Origin of the sequence: Mycobacterium sp. E802 (assembly GCF_001666875.1) — a bacterium.
GTDB lineage: Bacteria > Actinomycetota > Actinomycetes > Mycobacteriales > Mycobacteriaceae > Mycobacterium.
On sequence record NZ_LZJD01000160.1, the window covers coordinates 1 to 25,022 of the forward strand.

At 68.2% G+C, this 25,022-nt stretch carries 23 protein-coding genes; 5 read left to right on the forward strand and 18 right to left on the reverse strand.

Annotated features, from left to right (window positions below; genetic code table 11):
• A partial coding sequence (locus A5699_RS23330; RefSeq protein WP_369806759.1) for a hypothetical protein occupies positions 1-1,910 on the reverse strand: 1,910 nt, incomplete at its 3' end.
• A gap of 38 nt (positions 1,911-1,948) precedes the next feature.
• Complete coding sequence (locus tag A5699_RS23335) at positions 1,949-2,749, reverse strand: NUDIX hydrolase (RefSeq protein ID WP_067774578.1); 801 nt, start codon at positions 2,747-2,749, stop codon at positions 1,949-1,951.
• 84 nt (positions 2,750-2,833) lie between these two features.
• On the opposite strand from A5699_RS23335, the gene A5699_RS23340 reads away from it, so the two are divergent.
• Both A5699_RS23340 and A5699_RS29700 read left to right on the forward strand, forming a co-directional pair.
• The gene (locus tag A5699_RS23340) at positions 2,834-4,291 is read left to right on the forward strand and encodes a CCA tRNA nucleotidyltransferase (RefSeq protein ID WP_067774585.1); all 1,458 of its coding nucleotides are present in this window, start codon (positions 2,834-2,836) and stop codon (positions 4,289-4,291) included.
• An 18-nt stretch (positions 4,292-4,309) separates the two neighbouring features.
• Positions 4,310-4,801 carry a pullulanase gene (locus A5699_RS29700; protein ID WP_067774588.1) on the forward strand — a complete coding sequence of 164 codons (492 nt, stop codon included), beginning with the start codon at positions 4,310-4,312 and terminating at the stop codon, positions 4,799-4,801.
• An 86-nt stretch (positions 4,802-4,887) separates the two neighbouring features.
• On the opposite strand, the gene A5699_RS23350 is transcribed toward A5699_RS29700, so the two are convergent.
• Both A5699_RS23350 and A5699_RS23355 read right to left on the reverse strand, forming a co-directional pair.
• Positions 4,888-5,664 carry a TIGR03084 family metal-binding protein gene (locus A5699_RS23350; protein ID WP_067774591.1) on the reverse strand — a complete coding sequence of 259 codons (777 nt, stop codon included), beginning with the start codon at positions 5,662-5,664 and terminating at the stop codon, positions 4,888-4,890.
• A 10-nt stretch (positions 5,665-5,674) separates the two neighbouring features.
• Complete coding sequence (locus A5699_RS23355; RefSeq protein ID WP_067774650.1) at positions 5,675-6,970, reverse strand: MFS transporter; 1,296 nt, start codon at positions 6,968-6,970, stop codon at positions 5,675-5,677.
• 106 nt (positions 6,971-7,076) lie between these two features.
• Here A5699_RS23355 and A5699_RS23360 point away from each other — a divergent pair, with 106 nt between their 5' ends.
• On the forward strand, positions 7,077-7,682 hold the full coding sequence (locus A5699_RS23360; RefSeq protein ID WP_067774594.1) for a YqgE/AlgH family protein: 606 nt from the start codon (positions 7,077-7,079) through the stop codon (positions 7,680-7,682).
• Between the two features lie 7 nt (positions 7,683-7,689).
• On the opposite strand, the gene A5699_RS23365 is transcribed toward A5699_RS23360, so the two are convergent.
• A complete protein-coding gene (locus A5699_RS23365) occupies positions 7,690-8,040 on the reverse strand; it encodes a hypothetical protein (protein WP_067774597.1) in 351 nt (116 codons plus the stop codon).
• Between the two features lie 58 nt (positions 8,041-8,098).
• Positions 8,099-9,016 (reverse strand): LpqN/LpqT family lipoprotein, encoded by a 918-nt coding sequence (locus tag A5699_RS23370; RefSeq protein ID WP_067774600.1) that lies wholly within the window; start codon positions 9,014-9,016, stop codon positions 8,099-8,101.
• A gap of 199 nt (positions 9,017-9,215) precedes the next feature.
• Between A5699_RS23370 and leuS the strand changes: the two genes are divergently transcribed.
• Positions 9,216-12,089, forward strand: coding sequence for a leucine--tRNA ligase (gene leuS / locus A5699_RS23375; RefSeq protein ID WP_369806760.1), 2,874 nt, complete (start codon positions 9,216-9,218; stop codon positions 12,087-12,089).
• 48 nt (positions 12,090-12,137) lie between these two features.
• Here the strand turns inward: leuS and A5699_RS23380 are convergent, their stop codons facing one another.
• On the reverse strand, positions 12,138-12,803 hold the full coding sequence (locus tag A5699_RS23380; RefSeq protein ID WP_067774605.1) for an SDR family oxidoreductase: 666 nt from the start codon (positions 12,801-12,803) through the stop codon (positions 12,138-12,140).
• Positions 12,804-12,880: 77 nt separating this feature from the next.
• Between A5699_RS23380 and A5699_RS23385 the strand changes: the two genes are divergently transcribed.
• Positions 12,881-14,221: an amylo-alpha-1,6-glucosidase gene (locus A5699_RS23385; RefSeq protein ID WP_067774608.1), complete on the forward strand. Its 1,341-nt coding sequence runs from the start codon at positions 12,881-12,883 to the stop codon at positions 14,219-14,221.
• 24 nt (positions 14,222-14,245) lie between these two features.
• Here the strand turns inward: A5699_RS23385 and A5699_RS23390 are convergent, their stop codons facing one another.
• The 11 genes from A5699_RS23390 to A5699_RS23440 form a co-directional block, all read right to left on the reverse strand.
• Positions 14,246-14,728: a MarR family winged helix-turn-helix transcriptional regulator gene (locus A5699_RS23390; protein WP_067774611.1), complete on the reverse strand. Its 483-nt coding sequence runs from the start codon at positions 14,726-14,728 to the stop codon at positions 14,246-14,248.
• 74 nt (positions 14,729-14,802) lie between these two features.
• On the reverse strand, positions 14,803-15,540 hold the full coding sequence (locus A5699_RS23395) for an amino acid ABC transporter ATP-binding protein (RefSeq protein ID WP_067774614.1): 738 nt from the start codon (positions 15,538-15,540) through the stop codon (positions 14,803-14,805).
• Complete coding sequence (locus tag A5699_RS23400) at positions 15,540-17,312, reverse strand: ABC transporter substrate-binding protein/permease (protein ID WP_067774617.1); 1,773 nt, start codon at positions 17,310-17,312, stop codon at positions 15,540-15,542. The genes A5699_RS23395 and A5699_RS23400 overlap by 1 nt, the downstream gene beginning before the upstream one ends.
• Positions 17,313-17,357: 45 nt before the next feature.
• Positions 17,358-18,023, reverse strand: a complete 666-nt coding sequence (locus A5699_RS23405; RefSeq protein WP_067774620.1) for a GntR family transcriptional regulator — start codon at positions 18,021-18,023, stop codon at positions 17,358-17,360.
• Between the two features lie 101 nt (positions 18,024-18,124).
• A complete protein-coding gene (locus tag A5699_RS23410; protein ID WP_082957845.1) occupies positions 18,125-18,931 on the reverse strand; it encodes an LLM class F420-dependent oxidoreductase in 807 nt (268 codons plus the stop codon).
• Positions 18,928-19,860, reverse strand: coding sequence for an alpha/beta fold hydrolase (locus A5699_RS23415; RefSeq protein ID WP_067774623.1), 933 nt, complete (start codon positions 19,858-19,860; stop codon positions 18,928-18,930). Before A5699_RS23415 ends, A5699_RS23410 begins: the two co-directional genes overlap by 4 nt.
• A gap of 21 nt (positions 19,861-19,881) precedes the next feature.
• Positions 19,882-21,453, reverse strand: coding sequence for an alkyl hydroperoxide reductase subunit F (ahpF, locus tag A5699_RS23420; RefSeq protein WP_067774657.1), 1,572 nt, complete (start codon positions 21,451-21,453; stop codon positions 19,882-19,884).
• Between the two features lie 132 nt (positions 21,454-21,585).
• Positions 21,586-22,149 (reverse strand): alkyl hydroperoxide reductase subunit C, encoded by a 564-nt coding sequence (gene ahpC, locus A5699_RS23425; RefSeq protein ID WP_067774626.1) that lies wholly within the window; start codon positions 22,147-22,149, stop codon positions 21,586-21,588.
• Positions 22,150-22,330: 181 nt separating this feature from the next.
• On the reverse strand, positions 22,331-23,422 hold the full coding sequence (locus tag A5699_RS23430; protein WP_067774629.1) for an inositol-3-phosphate synthase: 1,092 nt from the start codon (positions 23,420-23,422) through the stop codon (positions 22,331-22,333).
• Between the two features lie 47 nt (positions 23,423-23,469).
• Positions 23,470-24,015: a PadR family transcriptional regulator gene (locus A5699_RS23435; protein WP_067774632.1), complete on the reverse strand. Its 546-nt coding sequence runs from the start codon at positions 24,013-24,015 to the stop codon at positions 23,470-23,472.
• 118 nt (positions 24,016-24,133) lie between these two features.
• On the reverse strand, positions 24,134-25,006 hold the full coding sequence (locus A5699_RS23440; protein WP_067774635.1) for a DUF1707 domain-containing protein: 873 nt from the start codon (positions 25,004-25,006) through the stop codon (positions 24,134-24,136).
• Positions 25,007-25,022 lie beyond the last annotated feature (16 nt).

Sequence of the window (25,022 nt, forward strand, 5' to 3'; positions counted from 1 at the left end):
GCGCCGCCCGGGTTGACGATCGTCACCGCGCCGAACATGTCGTTCACACTGCGGTTGACGGCGCCCAGCCGCTGTTCGGCCAACCCGTTCCGGGCCTCGGGGGGCACGGACTGACTCAGGGCGCGCAGCGTGTCCTCCCGCAGCGGAGCGGTGTACTGCATGCCGGTCAGCCCGGTGCGCTCGTCGGTGGCCAGCGCGGCGGTCAACCCCCACAGCCGGCCGACAACCGCGGCGATGCCGGTGTCGATGTTCTCGTCGATGCGGCCGCGCGGGTTGCCGAGGGTTTCCGGCGGCGGGGGCTGCAGCGGTTGCGGGGGCACCGCGTTGCTCTCGGCGATCAGCATCGGCAGCGGGCGTGGCACGGCCAGGCCGGCGTGGATCGTGGTGGCCACCGTGGTCAGGATGGCCTGCGCGTCGTCGGCGTCCAGCGACCACACCAGCGGCGGCATCAGGATCTGGGTCCGGGGCTGCTCGCTCGGGGTGAGACCGCGCCACAGCAGCGCGCCGAGAGCGTCTTGGCGCCGGGCGGTCTGCGAGTCATGGTGCACCGGGATGTCGAGCGACGGATCCAGGTACGACGGCGCCACCGGGTCGGTGCCGGCACCGGCGAGCGCGGCGCCGACGGCGGGGTCGAAGCCGACCGCGACCACGTCCGGCCGGTACCGCACGGGCGTGACATCGGCGGTTTCGGGGGCGCCGGTTTCCGAGTCCTGTGCCGTGATGTGCGCAGCGGCGATGGGCACGGTCTGGCCTTGGGCGGCCAGCAGGTCCAGTGCCGGGCGGGTGAGCGGACCGTCGCCCAGGATGCTGGCGCCGCGGATCGAGGTGGTCCCGAGGATCTGGTCGACGATGTCGCCGGCGCCGTTGGTGGCGATGGCGCTCAGGCCCGGATCGCCCACCCGCTGCAGCGCGCTCAGATCGGCTTGGGCGTAGTTGGTCGGCGCCACGCACAGCCGCCCGGCCAGGGCCCGCAGCCGGTTGAGCCAGTTGATCGCCGCGTCCTGGCCCGCGCCGGGTCGCGTCGGGGTGCTGGGTCCGGTGTCGGGGCCGTCGTTGACGACGTAGCCGCCGGTCATCGCGTTGACGGTGACCAGCAGGTCCGGGTCGACCGCCAGGCACAGGGTGGCCCGCATCTGCCCGCCGGAGTCCACGGTCGGACCGGTGGCGAAGTCGGCGGCCGAGAGCAGGGTGTCGAGCCGGCCGCCGGGGGCCAGCGAGGCGGCCAGGGTGTCGTCGACCAATCGCACCGGCGTGGTGCCGCCCGGGGCACCCGGGGCCAGCCGCGGCCGGTCGGCCAGCGGCCACAGCAAGGTCGTCCGCACGGGTTGGGAGGTGTCGGGCGGAACCACCGAATTGAGGGTGTCGGCCGCCGACAGTGACTCGCCGTCGGAGCGCTCCGCGTCATCTGGTGGGACGCCGAGGACCGGCAACAGGAAGCGGGCGTCGTCGAGCCGGGCCGGTGCACCGTAATCCGGGGTGCCGTTGACGTTGATCAGCACCGGATAGACGCCCGGTTCTCCGATGCGCAGCGAGGGGTGGTCACCGGCCCGCAGGGGATAGGACAGTGTGAAGCCGACGGATTCACCGCGCTGCATCTCCGGTGCCACCGTGATGAAGTCGGCCACCGGTTCGAACTGGTCGAGGTCTCCGGTGAGGTCGGTGCGCAGCTGGCTCGACGAGGTCACCGCGCGGGCGTGCTCCATCCGGATCACCACGTCGCGCACCGGGCGGTCACCGACGTTGAGCACGGCCCCGGTGACCGTCAGTGTCGAGTCGCTGGTGGTGGTGATGACCTCAGGGGTGACCTTGTCGATGCGGATCTTCAGGAACGGCAGCGGGCTGGGTTCGCTCGCACCCGCCCGGGGCGCCAGGGTGGGCAGCGCCATCACCGACCACGTCGAGAACAGCATCACCACCGCTGCGAGCACCACTGTGCGCGCCAGGGCGGTCACGGTCCCTGTCCGCATCCGTTCGTGCGCCGGCGGGGCTGGGGTTGCGCAGATTCGTCGCGGCGGTGATTGCGGGTGTGCGAATGCGTCTGGGGCCGCCGTCGAGGTGCGCTGCGGGGCAGCGGCGGCAACGCGGCCGGCCCGTCGGTGTGCAGTTTGTCGATCAGTTCCCCGGCCACTTCCGCCAGCTTGCGTTCGTCGGCATAGGCCAGCCGGGACGACAGTTCGCGCAGCGGCACCCAGGCGACCTCGGTCACCTCGACATCGTCGTCGGACAGTTCGCCGCCCTGAAAGCGCATGAGGTAGTGGTGCACGGTCTTGTGTACTCGGCGGCCCTCGGTGACGAACCAGTAGTCGATGCTGCCCAGCGCGGCCAACACGTCACCACGGATGCCGGTCTCTTCGGCGACTTCGCGGATGGCGGTCTGCTCGGCCGTCTCGCCGAGTTCGATGTGGCCCTTGGGCAGTGACCACAGCATTCGCCCGCGCCGGTCGACCCGGCCGATCAACGCTGCCACCTGGGTGTCCTTGGGACCGTCGATGCCGTCGATGACGAGGCCGCCGGCGGAGGTCTCGTGCACGGTGCGGAGCCGTTCCTGGGGACGACGCGGCCGCTTGTGCTGTTTGGATTGGTCACGTGGCGTGGGTGCGGGTGCCGCGGCGGCGACGGGCGCTTGGCCGGGCCGATCAGTGTCCGTGCCGTGATCGTCGGCCGGGGGACCCGCCGCCCTCTGTGCACGGCGACGGCCACGACGCCGACTGCGGCGCCGTCTTGGTTTGGCCTGCTCGCCGTCCGACACCCAAGCGATAGTAGCTGCCACGGGGTTGGCCTCCCGCCGCACTCGCCGGTTGTGACCAGACCGGGAGCATTAGGCTCATCGAACGTGTCCGACGCTGCTGTTACTGATGCCGAATTGCTGGCCGGCGCACTCGTCGCGCTGAACCGCCGCGCCGAGGTCCTGCGCGAGCTCGGCGCGGTGTTCGCCGGCGCGGGCCACGAGCTGTACCTGGTCGGCGGCAGCGTGCGCGATGCCCTACTGGGCCGGTTGACCGAAGACAGCGATCTCGACTTCACCACCGACGCCCGCCCCGAGCAGATGCTGAAGTTCCTGCGACCCTGGGCCGACGCGATCTGGGACACCGGCATCGAGTTCGGCACGATCGGGGTGGGCAAACGCGGGCACCGGCTCGAGATCACCACCTTCCGCGCCGACAGCTACGACCAGGTGTCGCGCAATCCGACGGTCGAGTTCGGCGACAACCTCGACGACGATCTGGTACGCCGCGACTTCACCGTCAACGCCATGGCGGTGCGGATCGGCGCCGACGGACCGGCCGAATTCCATGACCCGCTGGGCGGTTTGGCGGCGATCCAGGCCAAGGTCCTCGATACGCCGTCGGCGCCGGAGGTGTCGTTCGGAGACGATCCGCTGCGCATGCTGCGGGCGGCCCGCTTCGTCTCCCAGCTGGGGTTCGGGGTGGCGCCGCGCGTGCTCGAGGCGTTGCTGGAGATGGCCCCGCAGCTGTCCCGGATCACCGTCGAGCGCGTCGCCGCCGAGCTGGACAAGCTGCTGCTCGGGCAGGATCCCGTGGCCGGTGTCGATCTGATGGTGCAGACCGGGCTCGGTGAGGTGGTGCTGCCCGAGGTCGGTGAGATGCGGATGGCCATCGACGAACATCACCAGCACAAGGACGTGTACTGGCATTCGTTGACGGTGCTGCGGCAGGCGGTCGATCTCGAAGACGACGGCCCGGATCTGGTGTTGCGCTGGGCCGCGCTGCTGCACGACATCGGCAAGCCCGCGACCCGCAAGCACGAATCCGACGGCGGGGTGAGCTTCCACCACCACGAGGTGGTCGGCGCCAAGATGGCCCGCAAGCGGATGCGCGCGCTCAAGTATTCCAAGCAGATGATCGACGACGTCTCGCAGCTGGTCTATCTGCACCTGCGGTTCCACGGCTACGCCGACGACAAGGGTGCCGGCAAGTGGACGGATTCGGCGGTGCGCCGGTATGTCACCGACGCCGGTCCGCTGCTTTCCCGGCTACACAAGCTGGTCCGCGCCGATTGCACCACCCGCAACAAGCGCCGCGCGGCACGGCTGCAGGCCAACTACGACGATCTGGAGAACCGGATCGCCGAACTGGCGGCCAAGGAGGATCTGCAGCGGGTCCGGCCCGACCTCGACGGCAACGAGATCATGGATATCCTCGGCATCCCGGCCGGCCCGCAGGTGGGCGAGGCCTGGAAGCACCTCAAGGAGCTGCGCCTCGAGCACGGGCCGCTGTCCCGCGAGCAGGCCGTCGACGAATTGCTGAAATGGTGGAACGCCAGGGGCTGATCGTGCGTCTGATCAGTCATGGACTACTGCCTGGGTGAGCCCGACGAAACGGCGACCATCTTCAGCGGGACACCCGATGTAGATGTCGACGGCAACGGCAGCCTCGACGGCATCGGGCTCGATGTCGACGGGGACGGCCGGATCGACGACGTGATGGCCGATCTCGACGGCGACGGTATCGCCGAGCGCGCGGTGCTCGACGTCGATGACGACGATCACGCCGAAAGCTATTTCTCCGACGACGGTTCGGGCACCTGGGCGCTACGGGTGGACCGGACCGGACAGGTGCGCTGGTTCGGCCTCGACGGGGTCGAGCACACGGGCGGTCCGCTGGTCGATTTCAATGCCGACGGCACCGCCGATGACCGGTTGCTCGACGTCGACGGGGACGGCCTGGCGGATCGGGTGATCGGTCCGGGCCTGGCGTACGTCGACACCGACGGTGACGGGCGCTGGGACCTGAAGCTGGCCGACACCGATGGCGACGGCCGCGCCGACGCGGTGTCTTAGCCTTGCCCCGCGAGCGCGCGTGTCTGTACGCCGACACGCCGTAAATCGTGTGCAGTTGCGGTCGCTCGCGGCTGACGAGTGAGCGCTCAGCCCCGGCCGGCTCCCGGTGGCCCGGCGAAGGCCTGCGCGATCGTCAACCACTTGACGGCGTCGTCGCCTTCGGCTCGCACATCCAGATCCGCAGGAGCCCGGCGCTGGGTCACCAGCATGCAGAAGTCTTCGGCCGCACCCGTCACCCGCTGCGCGGCGTCGGCCGGCCCCCACTCCCACAGCGAGCCGTCCGGCGCGCTCAACTCGACTCGGAACGGCTCGGCCGGCGGCGTCAACCCATGCACCGTGAACGCGAAATCCCTTGTGCGCACACCGATATGGGCAATTGAACGCAGCCGTGCGGTGGCCGGTCGACGTACTCCGAGGGCGTCGGCCACGTCGAGTCCGTGCGCCCAGGTCTCCATCATGCGGGCCGTCGCCATCGACGTCGCGCTCATCGGGGGTCCGAACCAGGGCAGCTTGCGGCCCTCGGCCACGTTCAGCAATTCGGTGTGCAACCGGGCGCGGGTGGCGCGCCAATCGGCCAGCAGTTGTTCCGGTGGCGTCAGGGCGAGTTCCTCGGCTGCGGCGTCGACGAATCCCGTCGGGTTCTGCATGGCCTCGGCGAGAACGGCGTCGAAGCCCGGGCCATCGGTGATCGCGATGACCGACACCCGGTCGGTCCACCACAGGTGGGCGATCTGATGGGCGATGGTCCAGCCCTCGGCCGGGGTGGGGGCGGCCCACCGTTCGGGCGGCAGATCGGCCACCAACGCGTCGAGTTCGTCGCTCTCGGCGGACAAGTCGGCCACGACTGCCGCGGCGCTCACCATGGCGGTCAGCCTAGACCGGCGGCGTGTGCGGCTTCGGCGACGCCACCGCGGCGTGCACGCCGAGGCCGGCCAGATACGCTGCCGCGCCGGCCGCGACCAGGCCGGGGGAGTGCCCGTCGGCGGGGATCACCGCGGCCGCGGCCGCGATGGCCAACACGAACGACATCCAGAACAGCGCGTCCTGCACGGTGAAGACGTGACCGCGCAGCGCGTCGTCGACGTCGATCTGCATGGCCGAATCCGCGCACAGCTTCACCAGCTGCCCGGCGGCACCGAGCAGAAGACCGCACGTCAGCATCACCGGGATGTGCAACCCGATCGCCAGCAGTTGCACCACCACCGCGACACCCAGGGCACCGTTGGCCGTCCGGTATCGCCCGAACCGGCCGATCACCGCCGGGGCGGCCACGGTGGCGGCGAACTGTCCGATGCCGCCGGCCACCACGAACAGCACCGCGGTGCCCAACCCGAGACCGGTCACGTCGGGATCGTCGGTGTGCCGCACGATGACCAGCACCAGCAGCGAGTTGATGCCGAACGCCATCCGATGGGCGGCCAGCCCGGCCAAGGTACCGGCGACCGGGCGGACGGCCAGCACGGTGCGGGCCCCATGCACCCATCCCGTCGACACCGCATACGCCACCGAGCCGTGGATGGCGCGTTTGCTCTCGTGCGGACCCAGCACGTGCGGCCCGAAGCGCACCGACAACCACAGGGCCAACGCCACCGGCAGCGCCACGATGAACATCACCACGGCCGCACCCGTGTCGTCGGCACCGAACAGCTTGCGCGGCAGCAGCATGAAGTCCGCGCCGAGGAAGGCCGCGACCGCGCCGATCGCGGTGGCCACCGAGTTCATCGTGACCACCTGGTCGCGGGGCACCACATCGGGGAGCGAGGCCGAAAGACCCGACGAGACAAACCTGGTCAACCCGTTGACGATCAAGGCCCCGCACAGGATCGGCACGTCGTCGGCGCCCACGGTCAACAGGAGCCCCACCAAGAGCACCAGCAGCAGCCGGCCGAGGTTCGCGCCGACGAGCACCAGGCGCCGGTCCCATCGGTCCAGCAGCGCTCCGGCGAACGGGCCGAGCACCGAGTAGGGCAGGAACATCACCGCGAACGCCGCGGCGATCTGCCACGGCTCGGCCTGGCGTTCCGGGTTGAACAGGATCGCCCCGGCCAAGCCGGCCTGGAACAGCCCGTCGCCGAACTGGCTGACCGCGCGTAACTCCAGGAGCCGGCGGAATTCGGTCATGCCGCGCAGCGAGTGCCAGAGGGCGCCGAGCGCGCGAGCATGAACCACCCGATCCACAGTACAAAGCTCCCGCGACATCCAAACCGCCGCCGAAATCTCACCGCGCCCGCGCTTGTTCTCCACGTCACGGCAATCGCGGTGCCATGATGTAGGCGTGGCGCAGTCAGAAGACCCGGAGGATTTCATCGCGCCTGCGGCGCAGCGGGTGCGGCCGGGCACGCTGTTGCTGGCCAACACCGATCTGCTGGAGCCGACGTTCCGGCGCAGCGTCATCTACATCGTCGAACACAACGCCGGCGGAACACTCGGTGTGGTGCTCAACCGGCCCAGTGAGACCGCGGTCTACAACGTGCTGCCGCAGTGGGCCAAGCTCACCGCCAAACCGAAGACCATGTTCATCGGCGGTCCGGTCAAGCGCGACTCGGCGCTGTGCCTGGCGACGCTGCGGGTCGGCATGCAGGCCGACGGGGTGCCGGGGCTGCGGCACGTGCAGGGGCGGGTGGTGATGGTCGATCTCGACGCCGATCCGGACACTCTGGCCCCGGTGATCGAAGGGGTGCGGATCTTCGCCGGATACTCGGGCTGGACCATCGGCCAACTTGACGGCGAGATCGAACGCGACGATTGGATCGTGCTGTCGGCCTTGCCCTCTGACGTGCTGGCCGAGGCGCGTATCGACCTGTGGGGCCGCGTGCTGCGACGTCAACCGTTGCCGACGGCGATGCTGGCCACGCACCCGATCGACGTCAGCCGCAACTAGCTCGGCGTCACTCGCAAGACAGCGTGCAGCCGGCGCACGAACCGGCGCAGCCGGCACCGGACTGAGACCGGGCTTCTGTGACCGCCACGGCCTTGGCGCTCTGCCAGCAGCCCGTGGCCACGGTGGCAACGGCCCCGATGATGCACACCACGACGACCATCAGTCCGGTATGAGGCGCAGCAGCCAGGGCGGCGGCGCCACCGGCGGCCAGCATGACCGCGGCGGCCAGTTGGGTGGGCGCCACGGCCCGCAGAACCGAGCGCACGGGATCACCGGTGCGAGGTCTGGTCAACAACCACAGCCCGAACACGCCGACGATGACGGCGGCGCTCAAACACAGCAGCGCGGCGATCAGCATGCGCCACACAATACGAGGCGCCGGCCGAAGTTGCGAGGTCGCCCCGAGTGTCGGCGGGTCAGCCCTGCAGGCCCAGGAGCTGCGGCAAACCCGGAACCGGGGCGGGAGCCGGGGCGGCCGGGGTAGCTGGCGCCGGGGCCGGGGCCGGGGCCGGCGCCGGAGCGCTGACCTTGAAGCCGGACACGATCGCATCCGCGGCGTCGGCAGCCGCGGAAACACCCTGGTTGGCCGCCGAGTAGTTCACCGACAACGACACCAGATAGTGGTCCTGGCCGGCCGTGGCCAGGATGTGCCTGCGCGAGGTATTGAGCATCTGGCTGCCGGACAGGTAGCTACCTTCGATGAACGCCGACGGGAAACCGTTGAAGGCGCCCATGGCCATGTCGGTGGTGCGCCAGTTCTGCAACTGCTGGCTGTCGACGTAGCCGTGGCTGATCGCTTCGGCCGGATCGAAATTGCCGACGAGCTTGTAGACCACCACCTGGGCGTTGGGGGTGTAGAGGTCGGTGCTGGACCGGTCGGCGATCACGGCGAACGCGTCGGGCACATTGGGATCGGGCACCTTGGTCCAGCCCGAGGGCAGCGGCAACACGATGCTCAACGCCTTGAAGTCGTGGCTGACCTGGGGCTCCATCTTCACGCCCTTGCTCTTGAAGAACTCGGCAAGGGTGCCGGAGGTGGCCGGGCTGATGGTTTGCGCCACCGGGACGGGTGCCGCTGCCGCTGCCGCGACGGGTGCGGCCACCGGCGCCGCGGACGCCACCGCGGGTGCCGGATTGACCGGAGCACCCGGTGCAGCCGGCGCTGCGGCGGGGGCGACCGTGACGGTCTGGGTCACCGTCACCGGACCGGGAACGCTGGGAACCGGGAGAAGGGGTTCGGCTGAGGCGGTCTGACCAGCGAAACCGACAACCCCGGCCACGCCGGCGGCTGCGCCCGCTGCCAGCACCCGCCACCGGCGGGCCAACTCGATCATCACTCGTTCCTTCCGCAAACTGTGCGCTCACCAGGCGACTTTCACCAGGCGCCGACACTATCCGCGGGTCACCACCTACCACCAGCAACTCAATCGAGTCGGAATCAACCCCTGACAGTGCTGCGATGCAACCGATACCAACCCGTGGCCTTGGGGCGGTCCGACGGGCGGTGAGCTGCCCAAACCGTGGCCTTATACCCTGAACGGCGTGATCGAACCCGCTGAACCGTCCAACTCGCGTCCGGAAGAGGACGCCCCGCAGCATCGCTACACCACGCAACTGGCGGGCCAGATCGAGCGCGACTGGCAGGAACGGTGGAACGCGCTGGGCACGTTCAACGTGGCCAATCCGGTGGGCTCGCTGGCGCCGCAGGACGGCTCACCGCTGCCCGCCGACAAGATGTTCGTCCAGGACATGTTCCCGTACCCCTCCGGCGAGGGTCTGCACGTCGGGCACCCGCTGGGTTACATCGCGACCGACGTCTACGCCCGGTACTACCGGATGACCGGGCGCAACGTGCTGCACGCGCTGGGCTTCGATGCGTTCGGTCTGCCGGCCGAGCAGTACGCCGTGCAGACCGGAACCCACCCGCGCACCCGTACCGAGGCCAATATCGTCAACTTCCGCCGGCAGTTGGGCCGGTTGGGGTTGGGTCACGATTCGCGGCGCAGCTTCGCCACCACCGATGTCGACTTCTACAAGTGGACGCAGTGGATCTTCCTGCAGATCTACAACGCCTGGTTCGACCCGGCGGCCCGCAAGGCCCGGCCGATCGCCGAGTTGATCGCCGAATTCGATTCCGGCGCACGCACTCTCGACGATGGCCGGACGTGGGGTGAGCTGTCGGCCGCCGAGCGCGCCGATGTGGTCGACGGCTACCGCCTCGTGTATCGCGCCGACTCGATGGTGAACTGGTGCCCGGGGCTGGGCACCGTGTTGGCCAACGAGGAAGTCACCGCCGACGGCCGCAGCGATCGCGGCAACTTCCCGGTGTTCCGGAAGCGCTTGCGGCAGTGGATGATGCGTATCACCGCCTACTCTGACCGGCTGCTCGACGACCTCGAGGTGCTGGACTGGCCGGACAAGGTCAAGACCATGCAGCGCAACTGGATCGGCCGCTCCACCGGCGCGTCGGTCGAATTCGGTACCGCCGCAGGAGATGTCGAGGTGTTCACCACCCGGCCGGACACCTTGTTCGGCGCCACCTACCTGGTGCTGGCGCCCGAACACAATCTCGTGGATGCGCTGGTGGCCGACGCCTGGCCCGGCGGCACCGATTCGCGGTGGACCTTCGGTGCGGCGACCCCGGGTGAAGCCGTGGCCGCCTACCGGGCCGGCATCGCGGCCAAGTCGGATCTGGAGCGCCAGGAGAACAAGACCAAGACCGGGGTGTTCCTGGGCGCTTACGCCACCAATCCGGTGAACGGCGAGCAGGTTCCGGTCTTCATCGCCGATTACGTGCTGGCCGGTTACGGCACCGGCGCCATCATGGCGGTGCCGGGTGGCGACCAGCGCGACTGGGACTTCGCGACCGAGTTCGGCCTGCCCATCGTCGAGGTGGTCGCCGGCGGCGACATCACCGAGGCGGCCTACAACGGTGACGGCACCATGGTCAATTCCGGCTACCTCAACGGGCTGTCGGTGGCCGAGGCCAAGGCCGCGGTCATCGAATGCCTGGAGGCCGACGGACGCGGCCGGGCCCGGATCGAGTACAAGCTTCGCGATTGGCTGTTCGCCCGGCAGCGGTACTGGGGTGAGCCGTTCCCGATCGTCTACGACGCCGACGGCCGCGCTCATGCCCTGCCGGAATCGGCTCTGCCGGTGGAACTTCCGGATATCCCCGACTATTCGCCGGTGTCGTTCGACCCGGATGACGCCGACAGTGAGCCCTCCCCGCCGTTGGGTAAGGCCACCGAGTGGGTGCATGTCGAGCTGGATCTCGGCGACGGGCTGCAGACCTACACCCGCGACACCAACGTGATGCCGCAGTGGGCCGGCAGCTCCTGGTATGAGCTGCGCTACACCGATCCACACAACTCAGAAGAGTTGTGCGCCAAGGAGAACGAGGCGTACTGGATGGGTCCGCGGCCGGCCGAGCACGGGCCGGACGATCCGGGCGGTGTCGATCTCTACGTCGGCGGTGTCGAGCATGCGGTGCTGCACCTGCTGTACTCCCGGTTCTGGCACAAGGTGCTTTTCGACCTCGGCCATGTCAGCTCGAAGGAGCCGTACCGGCGTCTGGTCAACCAGGGTTACATCCAGGCGTTCGCCTACACCGACTCCCGGGGCAGCTACGTGCCTGCGGCCGAGGTCGTCGAGCGCGACGGCAAGTTCTTCTGGCCCGGTCCTGACGGTGAGATAGAGGTCAAGCAGGAGTTCGGCAAGATCGGCAAGAGCTTGAAGAACTCGGTCTCACCGGACGAGATCTGCGATGCCTACGGCGCGGACACCCTCCGGGTCTACGAGATGTCGATGGGGCCGCTGGAGGCGTCGCGGCCCTGGGCCACCAAGGATGTCGTCGGGGCGCACCGGTTCCTGCAGCGGGTGTGGCGTTTGGTGGTCTCCGAAGAAACCGGAGCGACCAACGTCAACGAGCACGAGGCGCTCGACACCGACACCCTCAAGATCCTGCATCGCACCATTGCGGGGGTGGCTGAAGACTATGCGGCACTTCGCAACAACACCGCCGCGGCCAAGCTGATCGAGTACACCAACCACCTGACCAAGGAAGGGGTGTCGGCCCGCGCCGCAATCGAGCCGCTGGTGCTGATGGTCGCCCCGTTGGCGCCGCACCTGGCCGAGGAGTTGTGGAAGCGGCTGGGCCACGACGCGTCACTGGCGCACGGGCCGTTCCCGGTGGCCGACCCGCAGTATCTGGTGGACGACACCATCGAGTTCCCGGTTCAGGTCAACGGCAAGGTGCGCGGCAAGATCACCGTGCCGGCCGACGCAGACAAGGCGGCACTCGAGGCCGCCGCGCTGGCCGACGAGAAGGTGCAGGCCTTCCTCGACGGCGCCACCCCGAAGAAGGTCATCGTCGTCCCGGGCCGGCTGGTCAACCTCGTCGTCTAGTGATTTGTGCACCTCCGGTAACGCTGACCGTTACGGGAGGTGCACAAATCACCCGGGGCGGACCACGATCTCGTGGACATGCCCGTCGGGTGGGGTGGTGACGGCGGTGGCTACCAGCCCGGCGACGGTCTCGGGCTTGAGGAATTTGGCCGGGTCGTACTGGCCCTCTTCGTAGGCCACCAGGTCGCGTTGCATCTCGGTGTCGACCCGTCCGGGGAAGATCGACGTGACCCGCAGCGACGGCTCGTCGGCCCGCAGTGAGTCGGCGAAGGCGCGCAACGCGAACTTGCTGGCCGAGTACGACGCCATTCCGGCCGAAACCTTCTGCCCGGCACCGGAATTGATGAACACCACGTGTCCGCGTGCGGCGCGCAGGGCCGGCAGCAGGGCCAGGGTAAGCGCCACCGCGCCGGTCACGTTGACCTCGAAGGTCGCCCGCCACTGTTCGGCAATCGACTCCGAGACGCTGCCGGGGTACAGCACACCGGCGTTGTGCACCAGCACATCGAGCTCGGCGAGCACCTCGGTGGCCGATTCGATCGAATCGGGGTCGGTCAGATCCAGCGGCCAGGTCGGGGCACCCAACCGTTCGGCCAGGGCATCCAGGCGCGCGGACGGGCGGCCCGCCAACAGCAGCGTGTGGGTGGGCGCAAGGGCGTCGGCGATCGCCGAACCGATGCCGCCGGCGGCTCCGGTGATCAATGCAGTCGGCACGACTGCAACGTTACTGTGACGGCGAAAGCGACGGGGCCGGCCTGCGGACCGGGCCGTGGCGTCGCATCATGGTAGGGATGCCACCGGATCCCAGCTTCGCTCCCACCCAGCTCGCCGCGCGGGCCGCCTACCTGCTGCGCGGCAACGACCTGGGGGTGATGACCACCGCCGCGCCACTGCTGTATCCGCACATGTGGAGTTGGGATGCGGCGTTCGTGGCGATCGGCCTGGCTCCGCTGAGCGTGGAGCGGGCCGTGGTGGAGCTCGACACCCTGCTCTCGGCGCAGTGGCGCAACGGCATGATTCCGCACATCGTGTTTGCCAACGGTGTCGACGGCTACTTTCCCGGCCCGGCGCGGTGGGCCACCTCGGCGCTGGCGGACAACGCGCCACGCGCCCGGCACACCTCGGGCATCACCCAGCCGCCCGTGCATGCGATCGCGGTGCAGCGCATCCTCGACCACGCCCGCACCCGGGGCCGGTCCACTCGCGCGGTGGCGGCCAGTTTCCTGGACCGCCGGTGGTCGGATCTGGTGCGGTGGCATCGCTGGTTGGCCGAGATGCGCGACCAGGACGGGCGCGGCCGCATCACGCTGTACCACGGCTGGGAGTCCGGCATGGACAACTCGCCGCGCTGGGACAGCGCGTACGCCAACGTGGTTCCCGGCGCCGTGCCGGAATACCAGCGTGCGGACAACACGATCATCACCGATGCCTCGCAGCGGCCGAGTGATCTGGAGTACGACCGGTACCTGTGGCTGCTCGAGGAGATGAAATCCGTTCGCTACGACGACGATCTGCTGCCCAAGGTGATGAGCTTCGCGGTCGAGGACGTGTTCGTCTCGGCGGTGTTCTCGGTGGCCTGCCAGGTGTTGGCCGAGATCGGTGAGGACTACAAGCGCCCGCATGCCGATGTCCGCGATCTCTACGGGTGGGCCGAGCGCTTCCGGGTCGGGGTCGTCGAGACGAGCGATGAACGTAGCGGTGCGGCAAGGGATTACGACGTCCGCGCGAAGAAGTGGGTGGCCACCGAGACCGTCGCGCAGTTCGCGCCGCTGCTGTGCGGCGGGTTGCCACACGAGCGGGAACGTGCGCTGTTGCGCCTGCTCGAGGGCCCGCGGTTCTGCGGGCACCCGGACCTGAAGTACGCGCTGATTCCGTCGACGTCACCGGTGTCGCGCGATTTCCGGTCGCGTGAATACTGGCGCGGCCCGGTGTGGCCGGTGATGACGTGGCTGTTCTCGTGGTGCTTTGCCCGACGCGGCTGGGCCGAGCGGGCCTCGGCGCTGCGCCGGGAGGGCTTGCGGCAGGCCAGCGACGGGACGTTCGCCGAATACTACGAGCCGTTCACCGGCGAGCCGCTGGGAAGTATGCAGCAGTCGTGGACCGCGGCGGCGGTGTTGGACTGGCTGGGCTGAGCCCGAGTTGAGCCCGGGAGCCCGTTACTCCGACTTGGCGTGGGCGGGCTGCGCCGGTTCGTTTTGGACGGCCAACCGCTCCAGCGGAGCCAGCGCCTTGGCCAGGGTCTCCAGGTCCTCGGTGCTCAGGTTGGCCAGCCGGTCGGCAAGGTCGGCGCGGCGGGCGGCCAGCGATTCGCGGTGCTGCACGAGGCCGCGCGGGGTCACCTCCACGAGGACGGCGCGCAAGTCAGAAGGGTCGCGGGAGCGTTTGACCAGACCCAGTTTCTCCAGTCGGCGGATCGCCACGGTGGTGGTGGGGGTGCGCACGCGTTCGCGGGCAGCCAGCTCCGTCATGCGGATCGGGCCCTGGTCCAGCAGCGTCAGCAGGATCGAGAGCTGGGCCAGCGTGAGTTCTCCGGCCGTGCCCTTGTTGGTGTCGCCACGACGCAGCACCGAGAACACCTTCGAGAGGACGCGCTGCAGCTCCCCGGCCAGCTCTGTGACCTGCGAATCGGGCTCTACCATAATTCGCTAGTCTAACCTGTCTGACGCTGCCACGTTGTCAGCTTGTGTGGTTTGGAATGTGGGTTTCACGGGGCTCAGAGCACCTGGGACAGGAAGCGGCGCAACCGATCCGTCTCGGCGGATTCGAAGATCGCCTCCGGTGTGCCGGACTCGACGACCTTGCCGTGGTCCATGAACACCACCGAGTCCGCGGTGGAGCGGGCGAAGCCCATCTCGTGGGTGACCGCCAGGATCGTCATGCCCTCGCCGGCCAGGTCGGCGATCAACTCCAGAATCCCCTTCACCAGTTCGGGATCCAGCGCTGAGGTGGCCTCGTCGAAGAACATCACCTGGGGCGCCATCGCGAGTGCCCGGGCGATCGCCACCCGCTGCTGCTGGCCGCCGGACAGCGTGGCAGGGCGCACCTCGGCCTTGTGCCGCAGACCCACTCGGTCCAGTTGGGCCAGCCCCAGCTCGCGGGCAGCCTCGGCGCTGAGCCCTTTGAGTTTGCGCGGGCCGAGGGTGACGTTGTCGAGCACGCTGCGGTGCGGAAACAGGTTGAATTGCTGGAAGACCATCCCGATGCGCTGGCGCAGCTGGTCGGGATTGTCGTTGAGCACCGAGCGTCCGTCGAGCAGGATGTCGCCGCGGTCCGGCTCGTAGAGCCGGTTGAGGGTACGCAACAGCGTCGACTTACCGGAGCCGGACGGCCCGATGACGGCGGTTGTGGTGCCGGCCGGAACATCGAGGTCCACCCCGCGCAGCACCGGGTTGGGTCCGAAGGCCAGATGAATGTCCTTGGCGGCCAGCGCGACCGGCTGCGGTGCCGACATCAGATCATCTCCTGGGTGGTGGCCGGGGGCAGCGGATCCTCTTCGACCGGCGGACGGCCCTTGCGCAGCCGGTTGTCGACGAAATTCACCAGATGGGTCAGCGGGATGGTCAGCAGCAGGTAGAACAGACCCGCGGCCACCAGCGGCGACAGATTTCCCGTCTGCGCGTTGAGATCTCGGCCCACCTGGAATAGTTCGCGCTGACTGGCCACCAGGCCCAGGAAATACACCAGCGACGACGCCTTCAGTAGTGAGATGAACTGGTTCATCAGTGCGGGAAGAACACGGCGCACACCCTGGGGAACCACGACCAGCCGCATCGACGAGGTATAGCTGAAGCCAAGGGCGCGTGAGGCTTCCAGTTGTCCGGGCTCCACGCTCTGGATGCCGGAGCGGAAGATCTCGCCGACGTAGGCGGCGGCCATCAGCCCGAGCGCGGCGATTCCCAACGGGTACGGGCTGTTTCCGGTGAGCGATCCGACCACGGGCCCGACGCCGAGGCCGATCAACAGGATGATCACCACTTCGGGCAGGCCGCGGAAGATGTCGGTGTACACCCGCGCCGGCCAGCGCAGCCAGCGTGACCGGGAGATGCCGGCCACCGCCAGGGCCATGCCCAGGACCAGGCCGATGACGCTGGCGCACACGGTCAGGATGAGCGTGTTGGGCAGGCCGGTGCGCAGCAGGTCGGGGATCGCCTGCCGGTAGAGATCCCAGTCCAGGAATGAGGCCGCCAGTTGTGCCAGTGTCGATTTCGGTGCTGCCGGTCCGCTGCCGACCGGTGTCTCGTGGGCGGCGGCGATCGCCGCGAAGTCCGGTAGCTGGGGAACCGGGGCGGCCTTCGAGCCGGGTTTCCAACCGGGTGGCAGGGCCCGCGGTACCCAGTCGGAGTACAGCCTGGCCCAGGTGCCGTCGGCGATGATCGCGTCCAGGCCGGAGTTGAGCGCATCGATCAGCGGCCGGTTCTCCTTGGCCACCGCCCACGCCACGAAATTGTCCAGGCTGAAGGTGTTTTCGATGATCTGGGCCGGGTCGCCGGGCTGCACCGTGCCGGAGGCCTGCTGGGAAGGGGCCACCCAGGCGTCGATCTGACGCGTCTTGAGGCTGGCGTAGACGGTGTTGTAGTCGGGGAACTTGACCGGCTGCAGACCCAGCGTGTCGATGACGTAGGCCTCCTGCACGGTGCCCTGCACCACGCCGATGCGCTGACCGGCGGCGAGCCGGCCGAAGCCGGTGATCGGTGAGCCGGTCGGCACCACCAGCGAGAAATACCCGAAGTCGTAGCCGTTGGTGAAGCCGACCGTGCGGCGTCGGGCATCGGTGGTGGTGATCGACGAGGATGCCACGTCGAACCGGCGAGATGCGGTCTGCGCCAACAGCCCTGAGAAGTCGGTGCCGACGAAGTTGATCCGCAGGCCCAGCTTGTCGGCGATGGCGCGGAGAAGCTCGTTGTCGAAGCCGGTGAACTGTCCGGCCGAGTTGATGCAGATGCTGGGCGGCGCGTCCGACAGTGTGCCGACGGTGAGCACACCGGGGGTGCCCAGGCCGAGGGTGTCGGCCCGGATGGCGTCCAGGGGCACCACGTTGGGGGTGGTGTACTTGTCGGCGCCCGGACCCGTGGCCGCGGCGGCCAGGTTGGTGGGCAATGCGCTGGCGCTGTCGACGCCGGGGGGTGCGCACTGGTCGACGTCTGCTGCGGCCGGTGCTGCCCACACCAGTCCGAGCAACATCAGGACCGTGGTCAGCAGCGCGGCTGATCGTCTGATGTCCATCTGATGCAACCTAGTGGGCGAGGGTCCGGTGTTGAGCGATTCCGCTCATGGGGACCGCAAGTCGCCGAACACTCCGCGCCGGGTGAGCTCGCCGATCATGATCTGCGCCATCAGCTCGGCCCGTTCGGTGCAGGCCTTGCGGGCGCCGTCGGGATCACGTGCGTGGATCGCGGCGATCTCCGCCTCGTAGCCGGCGAGAAACTCCGCCTTGGCCTTCGGATAGCTGCTCCAGAACTCCGAGGGGGCAAAGCTCTTGCCGGCGCGGATGGTGGCCTGTAGGCGGGGTCCGGCGTATTCGGCGTTGATCGCGTCACGGAACGTCCAGCAGGCCTCCTGGAAGGCCTTGGTGTCCTTCGCTGCGCGCAGCGCGCGCAAGGAATCGTCTAGGAATGCCAAAATTCGGGGCGTGGGGCTGGCGGCACACCGCGCCGAGGCGATGCCGTTGAGGATGCCGTACAGCTCGTGATGCTCGGCCACGGTGGCCTCGTCGAATCTGGAGACGAACGCGCCGCGGTGATATCGCGTCGAGAGGATGCCGTCGTGCTCGAGCTGCACCACTGCTTCCTGGATCGGGACGCGGCTCAGTCCCAGGTCGCGGACGATCTCGTTGCGGTCGATACGGTCACCGGAGCGCAGCTTGCCCGTCATCACCAAATTGATGATGTGCGTGACAACCTGGTCTTTCTCCTTGACCCCGTAGTTCTTGGGCACCCTGTCGTAGCTCCCCCATGGTTGGGCTGCACCCCCCCGGTGCGTTGGCGTTGCGCCAGTTTCTCATGCGCCCGCCGAATTCGTGATGTCAGTGTGGCAGCTTATTCGCCGGCCTTTGCCAGACGGCCGTCGCGCCAGCGGCACAACGCCTCCGCGGCGGTCAGGTCATAGTCGGGTCCGTTGACGCCGACGGTCAGGATGCTGACCCCCAGATCGGCCAGCGCGTCGGCCTCGGCGAGCATGGCCTCGATGCCGCCGGATTCCTGCACACCCGCCGAGCGCTGCACGGTGGACGGATCGCGACCGGTCGCGGCGCAGTGTTCGGCGAGTACCTCGGCTTTGCCCGGGTAGGTGTTGCGGTCGACGAATGCGTGCCAGATGTGGGCGTGCTCGGCCACCAGGCGCAGGGTCTTGCGTTCACCCTGGCCGCCGATCAGGATCGGGATCTCGCGGGTGGGCGCCGGGTTGAGCTTCGCCAGCCGGGCCTCGATCCGGGGCAGCGCCTGCGCCAGGTCGTCCAGCCGGCTGCCTGCGGTGCCGAACTCATACCCGTACTCGTCGTAATCCTTTTGCTTCCAACCACTTCCGATGCCCAGGATGAGGCGGCCGTCGGAGATGTGGTCGACGGTGCGGGCCATGTCGGCCAGCAGCTCGGGGTTGCGGTAGGAGTTGCAGCTGACCAGCGCCCCGATCTCGATCCGCGACGTCTGCTCGGCCCAGGCGCCCAGCATCGTCCAGCATTCGTAGTGCGCGCCGTCCGGATCGCCGTAGAGCGGGAAGAAGTGGTCCCAGTTGAAGGCGATGTCGACGCCGATGTCCTCGCAGCGGCGCACCGCGTCGCGGATGTGGCGGTAGACGGGGGAGTGCTGTGGCTGTAGTTGCACGCCGATGCGGATGGGATGGCTCACTTTTCCGAGCCTACTTCGCGCTGCAGCAGGCTGCGCAAAATCTGCACCAGCTTGGCCGGTTGATCACCTTGCACCGAATGCCCGGAGTCGGCGACGACGTGGGTGCGCCGGAATCCCGGTGCGCTATGTGCGAATGTCTCGGCGTCCTCGTCGTTGACGAAGAACGAGTTGGCGCCGCGAATCAGGGTGGTGGGCATGGTGATCGACGGGACGTCGTCCCACAGGCCGTCAAACCCGTCGCCCTTGCGGAAGGAGTCGTAGCGCCAGGTCCAGGTGCCGTCGTCGAGTTGCTTGGAATTGTGGAATACCCCGCGTCGCAACGAGTTCGGGTCCCGATGCGGGGCGGCGGCGACGGTGGCCCCCAGCATGGCGGCAAATGTCGGGAAGGTGCGGTTCTCCTGGACCAGGGCGACGGTGCCCATCTGCGCCTTCGTCATCTCGGTGTGGCGTTCGGGTGCCGACGGGGTGACGTCGACGAGGGCGAGCTCGGGAACCAGGCGGGGTTCGGTGGCCGCGATGCGCAGCGCGGTCAACCCGCCCAGCGACATGCCGACCACCAGTCGCGGCGCCGGGGCGTGCGCGTGCAGGACGGGAATGAGGGTGGCGGCGTTGAGTTTCGGGCCGTAGTCGCCGTCCTCGCGCCATGCTGAGCGGCCGTGGCCGGGCAGGTCGATGGCCAGCGCGGGCACCCCGAGCCCGAGGATCACGGTGTCCCAGGTGTGGGCGTTCTGCCCACCGCCGTGCAGGAACACCACCTCGGGTGCCGCGGTGCCCCACTTCAGCATGCTGATCGGACCCTGTTCGATCCGCGACACCGTCGGCAGCGGTCCATTGGCGCCGATCTGCTCGGCGTTCTCGGGCAGCAACGCGAACTCGTCGAGGTTCAGCAGTTCCTCGTCAGAAATCTCCGGGGCCACGTCTGCGGACATTACTCCGGAGCCGGGCCGCCCTCAGCTGCCGACCGGGGCGGTGGTCCGGATCAGGTGATCGAACGCGGACAGCGCTGCCGTCGCACCGGCTCCGGCGGCGATGACGATCTGCTTGAACGGCACCGTCGTGCAGTCGCCGGCGGCGAACACGCCGGGGACCGACGTCTGGCCGCGCTCGTCGATGACGATCTCGCCGCGCTTGGACAGCTCGACGCTGCCCTCGAGCCACTCGGTGTTGGGCAGTAGACCGATCTGGACGAAGACGCCCTGCAGCTCGAGGTTGTGCGACTCGCCGGTGGTGCGGTCCTGGTAGGTCAGGCCGGTCACCTGGGCGCCGTCACCGAGGACCTCGGTGGTCAGCGTGCTCAGCAGGATGTCGACGTTGGGCAGGCTGCGCAGCTTGCGCTGCAGCACCTCGTCGGCGCGCAGCACCGAATCGAATTCGATCAGCGTCACGTGGGAGACGACGCCGGCCAGGTCGATCGCGGCTTCCACGCCGGAGTTGCCGCCGCCGATGACGGCGACACGCTTGCCCTTGAACAGCGGTCCGTCGCAGTGCGGGCAGTAGGTGACGCCCTTGTTGCGGTACTCGGCCTCACCCGGCACGTCCATCGCGCGCCAGCGGGCGCCGGTGGCCAGGATGAGGGTGCGCGCGGTCAGCGAGGCACCGCTTTCCAACGAGATCTCGATGAGCCCGCCCTCGTCGATCGCGGGCAGCAGCTTCGCGCCGCGCTGGGTGTTCATCACGTCGACGTCGTACTCGCCGACGTGGGCCTCCAGCGCCGCGGCGTACTTCGGTCCCTCGGTGTGCGGGACGGAGATGTAGTTCTCGATCGCCATCGTGTCGAGCACCTGACCGCCGAACCGCTCGGCGACCACGCCGGTGCGAATTCCCTTGCGGGCGGCGTAGATTGCGGCCGCGGCCCCCGCGGGTCCGCCGCCGACCACCAGCACGTCGAAGGGGTCCTTCTCGGTGATCGCTTCGGCGGTGCGCTGCGCGGCGCCGACGTCGACCTTGCCGATGATCTGTTCCAGCGTCATGCGGCCCGAGTCGAACAGCTCACCGTTGAGGAAGACGGTGGGCACGGCCAGCACCTTGCGCTGTTCGACCTCGTCCTTGAACAGCGCGCCGTCGATGGCGACATGGCTGATGCGGGGGTTGAGGATCGCCATCAGGTTCAGGGCCTGCACCACGTCGGGGCAGTTCTGGCACGACAGCGAGAAATAGGTCTCGAAATGCAGGTCGACGTCGAGGGCCCGCACCTGCTCGAGCAGTTCGGGGGCTTCCTTCGACGGGTATCCGCCGACCTGCAGCAGCGCCAGGGCCAGTGAGGAGAACTCGTGGCCCAGCGGGATGCCGGCGAACCGGACCTCGACATCGGTGCCGGTGCGGCGGATGGCGAACGACGGCCGCCGGGTGTCGTCGTCGGCGCGCGAATAGGTGATCTTGTCCGACATCGCGGCGATCTCGGTGAGCAGTTCGGCGAGTTCGGCGGATTTGGCGCCGTCATCGAGGGAGGACACCAGCTCGATCGGCGCGGTCAGCCGCTCCAGCAGGGACTTCAATTGGCCGGCGAGTGAGGTGTCGAGCATGCGGATCAACTCCATCGATGAGGGGACTGGCTGGGCCCAGGTGGCCCGAAAGATTTTGGTGGGGAACAGTTCTGGTGAGCGGTGCGGGCCGGGTGGACCAGGCCCGCACCGTCAGCAGCAGTGATGCCGGCGTTAGATCTTGCCGACGAGTTCCAGCGACGGGGCCAGGGTCTCTTCGCCCTCTTCCCACTTGGCGGGGCAGACCTCGCCCGGGTGGTTGCGGACGTACTGGGCGGCCTTGACCTTGCGGACCAGTTCGGAGGCGTTGCGGCCGATGCCCTCGGCGGTCACCTCGGTGAACTGGACGATGCCGTCGGGGTCGACCAGGAAGGTGCCGCGGTCGGCCAGGCCCTGGTCCTCACGGAGCACCTCGAAGTCGGTGCTGATCTGCAGGGTCGGGTCGCCGATCATGGCGTACTGGATCTTGCCGATCGTGTCGGACGAGTCGTGCCACGCCTTGTGGGTGAAGTGGGTGTCGGTGGACACCGAGAACACCTCGACGCCGAGGCGCTGCAGCTCCTCGTAGTGGTCGGCCAGGTCCCCGAGCTCGGTCGGGCAGACGAAGGTGAAGTCGGCCGGGTAGAAGAAGAAAATGGCCCACTTGCCCAAGATGTCGGCGTCCGACACGGGGATGAACGCGCCGTTCTTGTAGGCGGTCGCGGAGAACGGCTTGATTTGCTTGTTGATCAGGGCCACGGGTACCTCTATTCGTCACTGTGGGATGTTTACTGCGCCTCCCAGCGTAATCGTTTTCTTGAATAGATCCAGTTTGCAGGCCCGCTTGTGGGCAGTCTCACAACGCCGAGAGAATGTGATCCGACCCCCAGATGCCAAGTGGGCGGCCAGGTTTGACCCGGCCGCCCACTGAGCAAGAGATCTAGCCTTCGATGAAGGTCTCCAGCTGGATGCGCGCGACGTCGTCGGCGATCTGCTTGGGCGGGCTCTTCATCAGATAGGCCGAGGCCGCCTCGACGGGGCCGCCGATGCCGCGGTCCTTGGCGATCTTGGCGGCGCGCACCGCGTCGATGATCACACCGGCCGAGTTCGGCGAGTCCCACACCTCGAGCTTGTACTCCAGGTTCAGCGGCACGTCACCGAAGGCGCGGCCCTCGAGGCGGACGTAGGCCCACTTGCGGTCGTCGAGCCAGGCGACGTGGTCGGACGGGCCGATGTGGACGTTCTTGTCCTCGACCTTGCCGGCCAGCGAGCCGGTCAGGTTGGAGGTGACGGCCTGGGTCTTGGAGACCTTCTTGGACTCCAGGCGCGAGCGCTCCAGCATGTTCAGGAAGTCCATGTTGCCGCCGACGTTGAGCTGGTAGGTGCGGTCCAGCGTGACGCCGCGGTCCTCGAACAGCTTGGCCATCACGCGGTGGGTGATGGTCGCGCCGACCTGGCTCTTGATGTCGTCGCCGACGATCGGCACACCGGCGTCCTCGAACTTCTTGGCCCACACCGGGTCCGACGCGATGAACACCGGCAGCGCGTTGACGAAGGCCACCCCGGCGTCGATGGCGCACTGGGCGTAGAACTTGTCGGCCTCTTCCGAGCCCACCGGCAGGTAGGAGACGAGCACGTCGACCTTGGCGTCCTTAAGCGCCTTGACCACGTCGACGGGCTCGAAGTCGGAGATCTCGATGGTGTCGGCGTAGTACTTGCCGATGCCGTCCAGCGTCGGGCCGCGCTGCACCGTCACGTTGGTCGGCGGCACATCGGCGATCTTGATGGTGTTGTTCTCCGAGGCGAAGATGGCCTCGGACAGGTCGAAGCCGACCTTCTTGGCGTCCACGTCGAACGCGGCCACGAACTTCACGTCACGGACGTGGTAGGGGCCGAACTTCACATGCATCAGGCCGGGCACGCTGCTGTTCTCGTCGGCGTTCTGGTAGTACTGCACACCCTGTACCAGGGACGCCGCGCAGTTGCCGACGCCGACAATGGCGACCCGGATCTCTCCTGCGTGCTCAGACATGGACGCTCTCCTTACTCAAATTCGGTACTGCTCGGCATCGGGCTGCGTTATTGCGGTTCTGGGCGGCTTTGGCCCAGTCGTTCAGCCGCGATCAACTCGTTGAGCCAGTTCACTTCTCGCTCACTGGACTCCAGCCCCAACTGGTGGAGCTGGCGGGTATAGCGGTCGAACGAGCTGCTGGCCCGCGCCACGGCTTCACGCAGACCTTCCCGTCGTTCCTCTACCTGCCGACGGCGCCCCTCCAGGATTCGCATCCGGGCCTCGGCCGGGGTGCGGTTGAAGAAGGCCAGGTGAACGCCGAACCCGTCGTCGGAGTAGTTCTGTGGACCGGTGTCGGCCACAAGTTCGGCGAAGCGTTGCTTGCCGGCGTCCGTCAGCTGGTAGACCCGACGCCCGCGGCGCACTTTGGTCGACCCCAGCGGCGCGGCATCCTCGTCGATCAGCCCGTCGGCCTGCATGCGGCGCAGTGCCGGATAGAGCGAACCGTAGGAGAAGGCCCGGAACGCGCCAAGCAACCCCGTCAGGCGTTTGCGCAGCTCGTAGCCATGCATCGGCGATTCGAGCAGAAGACCGAGGATCGCTAGCTCCAGCACAGAATCACCCCTTTCGACAGTTCGATGCATTGACCGCTACGACAAATCAACACCTCGCCAAACTGTATCGCGCCGATATATTCATCGACAAGTCAGTGACCGGGCGGCCACCGCGGGGTCAGCGGTCGGCGCGCCAGATCTGTTTGGTGGTGCCGTCCGGGAACAGCTCGATGTGGCCGGAGCCGAAATCACTGTTGACGTGGATGTCGATGGTCACCGCATCCGGGGTGGACGGATCCTCGGCCGGGCTCACCCGCAGCCACACATCCTTGACGTCGGCGCGTTGGACACCGACGGTGTCCGGCGCCCCCCGCAGTACGGCCAGCGTCTTCTCGAAGTCGAACTTGGCCAGGTCGATCAGCCGGTCATCGTTGTCCAGCGCACTCGGTGACGAACTGGGATCACCCCAGCCGCCGCGGTAGTAGTAGGTCTGCTGGCGCCGGTTGTCCTGCGGATCGGGCCGGTCCAACATCGCCATGTCGGTGTGGATGTCCAGCTCGAAGCCCATGGTGTTGCCGAACCGCTGCCGCATCTGGTCGAACAGCCCGGTCAAGCCGTTGAGCGAGTGCAGCTGTTTGGGTGGGGTCAGCACGACGGGTTCGATGCCGTCGGGCACCGCGCCGGGATCGGAGTTGACGCTCAACGGCGAGGACGTGTTGCCGTACAGCCCCCAGCCGATGCCCATCCCGAGCAGCACCAGCACGACCGCCGCCGCCAGCCGCAGACCCCAGCCGGGCCCTTGCCCGCCGGCCATCCGGGGCCGCCGCGGCTTGTCCAGCGTCGGCAGCTGCACCGGCGCATTGGAGTTCTGCAGGTCTTCCACCAAGCGGGCGAGGTCACCCAGCGTCGTGGCGTTGGTGGCCGCGGCCACGCGTTGCCGGTGTTCCTCCATCGATAACTGACCTTCGCTCAGCGCGTTGTCGAGCACCTTGCAGGTGTCGTTGCGGTCGCTGTCCTTGGCCCGCGTTGTCGAGGTCTGCCGTGTTGCCACGGATCATGATCGTAGG